The organism is Actinotalea sp. C106 (assembly GCF_023630195.1).
Classification (GTDB): domain Bacteria; phylum Actinomycetota; class Actinomycetes; order Actinomycetales; family Cellulomonadaceae; genus Actinotalea.
Genome location: NZ_JALPKN010000295.1, coordinates 1 through 3,718, shown reverse-complemented (window position 1 = coordinate 3,718; position 3,718 = coordinate 1). Strand labels below are relative to the sequence as shown.

Genomic DNA, 3,718 nt, shown 5'->3' with positions numbered 1-3,718 from the left:
GCCCTCAGGCCTCGGCGGCTGCGCGCCCCCGCCGCCCCCGCCGGGCGCGGCTCTCCCGGCCCCGCTCCCGGCGCCCCTCGTACAGCGTGTAGAGGACGGGAACCACCAGCAGGGTCAGCGCCGTCGAGCTGATCAGCCCGCCGATGACCACCAGGGCCAACGGCTGGGAGATGAAGGCCCCGCCACCGGTGACCCCGAGGGCCATGGGCACCAGGGCGAAGATCGTGGCGGCGGCGGTCATGACCACGGGACGCAGCCGCTTGCGGGAGCCCTCGGTCACGGCCTCGTGCAGGCTCCGGCCCCGTGCGCGGTACTGGTTGACCAGGTCGATCAGCACGATCGCGTTCGAGACGACCACGCCGACGAGCATGAGCAGGCCGATCAGCGCCGGCACACCCAGCGGTGTGCCGGTGACGAGAAGGGCCACCAGGGCACCGGTCGAGGCGAGGGGCACCGAGACCAGCAGGATCAGGGGCTGCACCAGGCTGTTGAAGGTCGCGACCATGACCACGTAGACGATGATCACGGCCAGCAGCAGGGCCAGGCCCAGGTCGGCGAACGCCTCCTCCTGGTCCGAGGCGACACCGCCGATCGCCACCTCGGCCCCGGCCGGCAGGTCGAGGTCCGAGACGACGGCGGTGAGGTCGGCGGAGAGCGTGCCGATGTCCTGCCCCTCGGGGGTGACCGCCACCGTCGCCGACCGAGCACCGTCCACGCGGGTGATCGCGGAGGGGACCTCGACCAGCTCGATGCTCGCGACCTGCGCGAGGAGCACCGGGCCCTGGGGGCCGGGGAGTGGCACGGTCTCCAGCTCGGCGACGGTGGCCGGTGCCTCGCCGAGCACGGCGCGGACCGTGACCGGTCCCTCGCCGAGGTCGATCGACCCGATCGAGGACGGCGACATGAGGGAGGAGACCGTGCCGGCGACGGCGGTCTCGGTGAGGCCCGCGGCCGCTGCTGCTGCACGGTCGACGGTCACGTCGACGATCTGCTGGTCGCTCGCGAGGTTGTTGGCCACAGCGAGGGCCCCGTCGACCTCGGCGGCGGCCTCTGCGGTCCGCTGCGCGGCCTCGGTGAGCGCATCGAGGTCCTCCGCGGTGACGACCAGGTCGACCGTCGAGCTGCCGAAGGCGGCGTCGGCGCCCGAGACCGTGAGCGCGGTGGCGGGGCCGGCCAGAAGGTCCTGGACGGCGACGCGCACCGCGTCCTGACCCGTCACGCCGTCGACGTCCTCGGCGAGGGTCAGGGAGAAGGATGCCTCAGGCTGACCGCCACCTCCGGTGAAGGCGGCGGTCGAGCTGTCCGACCCCACCGTCGTCTGGACCGTGGCGACCTCGGGCATCCCGAGCAGGGCCTCCTCGACGGTGCGAGAGGCGGAGTCCTGCGCCTCGAGCGAGGTCCCGGGCTCGAACTGCTGGGTCACCGTCAGGGTGTCCTGGCCGCTGTCCCCGAGCAGGTTCGTCTCGAGACGGGGGACCAGGGCCAGGGTGCCGCCGAGCAGGACGACCGCGGCCAGGACGGTGAGCCCCGGGTGCCGCAGGCTCGCGGCCAGGGTGGGGACGTAGGCGCGCTGCCACAGCCCGCGGCGTTCCTTGGCCTCGGCCTCGGTGCGGCGGGCCTGTGCGGCGTCCTCGTCCACGTCGTGGGGGGCCCGGATGAACCAGAAGGCCAGGACCGGGACGATCGTGAGCGCGACGAAGAGGGAAGCGCCCATGGCGATCGCGACGGTCATCGCGAAGGGACGGAAGAGCTCACCGACGACGCCGCCGACCAGGCCGATCGGGACGAAGACCGCCACCGTGGCGACGGTCGAGGAGGTGATCGCCCCGCCGACCTCGCGCACGGCCCCCAGCACGGCCTCGCCCTTGGCCTCGCCGTAGGACAGGTGCCGCTTGATGTTCTCGATGACCACGATCGAGTCGTCGACGACGCGCCCGATCGCCACGGTGAGGGCGCTCAGGGTCAGCAGGTTGAGGGTGTACCCGGTGACCTGCATCAGCGTGAAGGCCACGAGGAGGGACAGGGGGATCGAGATCGCCGAGACGAGGGTCGAGCGGAGCGAGGCCAGGAAGAGCAGGATGACGAGCACGGCGAAGACGAGCCCGAGGGCGCCCTCGGTCGCCAGGTTCTCGATCGACTCCTCGATGAACGGCGCCTGGTCGAAGACCACAGCCACCTCGACCTGCGCGGCGTCGAGGGAGCCGGCGACGTCGTTCACCGCCTCCTGGACCTCGTGGGACACGTCGACGGTGTTTCCCTCGGGGGTCTTGGTGATCGCGACCGCGAGGGCCGGGGCGCCGTCGAGCCGTGAGAGGGACGTCTCGGCGGCCTGGCCGTCGGTCACCTCGACGACGTCGCCGAGCGGGAGCACGTTGCCCTGCTCGCCCCGCAGCGGGAGTGCGGTGAGCTCCTCGAGGCTCGTCACGGGCGACCCGACCTCGACGGAGTAGGCCTGCGAGCCCTCGGTGACCGTCCCGGCGGGCAGGGTGATGCCGTTGTCCTCGAGGACGCTGAGCACGGCGTCCGGCCCGAGCCCCGCGGCGACGAGGGTCGGGAGGTCGACCTCCAGGGTGATCTCGCGCTCGGCGGCTCCGCTCACGGTCACCTCCCGCACGTCGGCGATCTCCTCGAGGCGCGGGGTCAGGAGGTCCTCGACCGTGGCGGCGAGGTCGGCCGAGTCGGTGCCCCCGGCGACCGCGAGCTGCACCACCGGGAGGTCGTCGATGGACCCGGTGACCACCTCGGGCTGGACGTCCCCCGGGAGACTGCCTGCGAGGCGGTCGACGGCGGTGCGCAGCTGCTGTGCGGCGAGGTCCATGTCGGTGCCGAAGTCGAACGTGACGCTCGTCACCGAGAGGTTCGTCGAGGAGGTCGAGGCGACCTCGTCGACGCCGCGCACCCCCCGCACGGCATTCTCGAGCGGCGCGCTCACCTGGTCCTCGACGACCTCGGGGGAGGACCCGGGGTACACCGCGACCACCGCGGCGGCGGGGAGCTGGACCGAAGGGATGAGCTCCTGCTTGAGCGAGCCGAGGCTGAGCACCCCGAGGACGGCGACCGCGACGGTCACGAGGGCCGTCACGGCACGGTGGCCCAGGGACAGACGGGCGAGGCGGTACACAGGTCCTCCGCAAGGGACGGGTCGGGTGGGGGGCGACTGCGCCGTCGCGGATCCTTAGCCTAACCCGAAGCAGTTCGTCGCTCGTCGGAGGGGCGACGGACCCCACCCGGGCGGCGATAGCCTCCTCGGGTGACGGCCCACCCGAACGCGCAGGACGGAGAGCGGCGACGCCACGTCGAGCAGGTGCTGGCCCACCAGGAGGACCTCGCGGACCTGCTCGTCGGTCGACGGCTCGAGCAGCTCGCCCAGAGCCGCCTGACCGCCCAGCAGCTCCGCGCGCTGGCGGTGCTCGTGCTCGACGGCGAGCGGACCTCGAGCGACCTCGCAGGTGTGCTCGGGATCACGGCCGCGACGGTCTCGGGCCTCGTGGACCGGCTGGTCGCGACCGGCATGGCGGCGCGACGGTCCCATGCCGAGGACGGCCGGGTCCGGCTGGTCTCGGCGACGGCAGCCGGAGCCCGTGCGGTCCGCGTCACGGTCCTGGGCCCGGACGCCTTCGAGGTCGCTCTGCTCGACCGGCTCACCCTGGACGAGCTCGCGCAGCTGTCGACCGGGGTGGGGGCGGTGCTGCGCGTGATGCGCGAGCTCGGCGCGCCG

At 73.1% G+C, this 3,718-nt stretch carries 2 protein-coding genes; one reads left to right on the top strand and one right to left on the bottom strand.

Features of this window, described 5'->3' with window-relative positions; genetic code table 11:
• Positions 1-4 precede the first annotated feature (4 nt).
• On the bottom strand, positions 5-3,121 hold the full coding sequence (locus L0B03_RS15155; protein WP_250447295.1) for an efflux RND transporter permease subunit: 3,117 nt from the start codon (positions 3,119-3,121) through the stop codon (positions 5-7).
• 129 nt (positions 3,122-3,250) lie between these two features.
• Between L0B03_RS15155 and L0B03_RS15150 the strand changes: the two genes are divergently transcribed.
• On the top strand, positions 3,251-3,718 hold a 468-nt coding region (locus L0B03_RS15150), incomplete at its 3' end, for a MarR family transcriptional regulator (RefSeq protein WP_250447293.1).